The sequence below is a fragment of the Okeania sp. SIO2B9 genome (assembly GCF_010672505.1).
Classification (GTDB): domain Bacteria; phylum Cyanobacteriota; class Cyanobacteriia; order Cyanobacteriales; family Microcoleaceae; genus Okeania; species Okeania hirsuta.
In genome coordinates, this window is record NZ_JAAHGK010001383.1 from 1 (window position 1) to 1,924 (window position 1,924).

Annotated in this window: 2 protein-coding genes and 1 pseudogene; 2 read left to right on the forward strand and 1 reads right to left on the reverse strand. The window is 35.1% G+C overall.

Features of this window, described 5'->3' with window-relative positions:
* Together F6K13_RS30975 and F6K13_RS30980 are read left to right on the forward strand one after the other, a co-directional pair.
* Nucleotides 1-405: Calx-beta domain-containing protein (locus F6K13_RS30975; protein WP_287289554.1), on the forward strand; the 405-nt coding region annotated here is incomplete at its 5' end.
* The gene (locus tag F6K13_RS30980) at nt 396-1,211 is read left to right on the forward strand and encodes a hypothetical protein (protein WP_287289556.1); all 816 of its coding nucleotides are present in this window, start codon (nt 396-398) and stop codon (nt 1,209-1,211) included. The genes F6K13_RS30975 and F6K13_RS30980, both read left to right, overlap by 10 nt.
* Before the next feature lie 520 nt (nt 1,212-1,731).
* On the opposite strand, the pseudogene F6K13_RS30985 reads toward F6K13_RS30980, so the two are convergent.
* Nucleotides 1,732-1,924, reverse strand: a pseudogene (locus F6K13_RS30985) (hypothetical protein); the annotation flags it as partial.

Here is a 1,924-nt window from a genome sequence, read left to right on the forward strand (position 1 = left end):
TGGGCTGTGCTTGAACGTGGTGATAATATACCAGGAGAAGATTCTATTGAGCCAATAGTCACTATTAATACTTTCACTCCCAATATCACAGAAGGACAAACAGGTCAATTTTTTGTTAATATTAATAGTCTTCAAAATAACGACATTGTGGTTAATTATGCTGTTGACGGTACAGCTACCAATGGTTTGGACTATACAACCATACCATTGAGTGTGCTTATTCCTGCTGGAAGCACCAGTGTACCTATTGATATTAATGCCATAATAGAAGATGATGTAATTGTTGAACCTGTAGAAACAGTTAATCTAACTCTTCAAGATAGTGATACTTACAATTTAGGTGAGATTAATACTGCTCTATTAATATTAATGATATTGAGACACTTCCTTTGCCATTGCCAGTAGTCGCTGTCAATACTATTAACCCCAATATCACAGAGGGAGGAGTACCTGGTCAATTTATTTTCAGCATTAATAGTCCTCAAAATAACAATATTGCTATTAATTATACTATTGGCGGTACAGCCACCAATGGTATAGATTATCAAGCAATAACATTACCATTTGTGACTATTCCTGCGGGAACTAACAGTGCAGTTATTAATATTAATTCCATAGCAGATGGAATTCCTGAACCTGTAGAAACAGTTAACCTAAATCTTCAACCTAGTGGGAATAATAGCTACATAGTTGGTGGGGTAAATGCTGCTACTATTAATATTAACGATACACTTGCTGTTAGAGAAATTGACTTTGATAGTGCTGGTGATCTACGGGAGTACCCTATCGATCCTTTAACAGGAGTAACATTTAATAATGCCTTGGGAATAGTTAGTTTCGCCCAGACAGGTAGTGGTAATTTTACTGACTCTGTAGTAGATGTAAATCCTGCTAGTCAAGGTAGAGCTATTACTTACTCTCAGGGAAATTCAATTATTATGAATGTGCCTGATGGTTTCTCAGAATTATCATTCCGTTATGCTTCTCCTTTCGTTAATCATCAAGTAGTTGTCTATGATGGTCCGAATGCTACTGGAAATGTCTTAGCTAATGAAATTCTAGATCGAACTTCTGATTCCTTAGCAACTCCTGGCGCTTATGTTTTAACTCCTGAAGAGCAACAAATTAATTTTAACGGATTTGCTCAATCTGTCAGTTTTGGCAGCGAACCTAATAAATTAATTATTGATGATATTAGGTTATTTGGTTAATAGACATTATTGATAGTGTACTAAATTTTAAAGATAAGAGTCCATATTGTAGGGGCGCAATTCGGAGTTTGGCGTTAGCCAATGGCATTTGCCCTTAACCATTGTATAACGACAATAGAACTATATTATATCATGTTCGGTAGAACAGTAGCCAACGGATTTGATATAACCAGGACTTACGCAGAAACTCTACATATAGTAGGGGCAAATGGCATTCGCCTTCTACAGGTAGCGTATTGTCTAACAATTTGCGTAAGTCCTGATAACTTTTAACTTCTAATACCAATTTAAAAAAAGAATGCTACAAAAAGGTAGATATCGATCGGGTACGCTTAAAAATAGCTAGTTCAGTTCATTTGAGATAGTTATCTCTATTTTTTTTCCCTTTTTTTCAAAATTTATCCCTTTTTCCTTCTTCCTTCTTCCTTCTTTCTTACTTCTACCATTTGTAACAAACATTTATTAAATTGGTATAACTTTTAACTTTTGAATGCATGACTTTTGACTTTTGACCTTATGACTAATTTCCAGCTCGCCCTTCAGCTTCACCAAACAATATAAAATGTTCAAACCCACTGTTAAAAATACCATTTTCTACTGCTAAGGCTACACCAGGATTAGATGCTAGATAAAATCGTTCATCAAATGCAGTAGTTCTTTCATCGCGTCCTTCAAAAAAACCAACATTAATAAAATGATCGAACCCACTATTA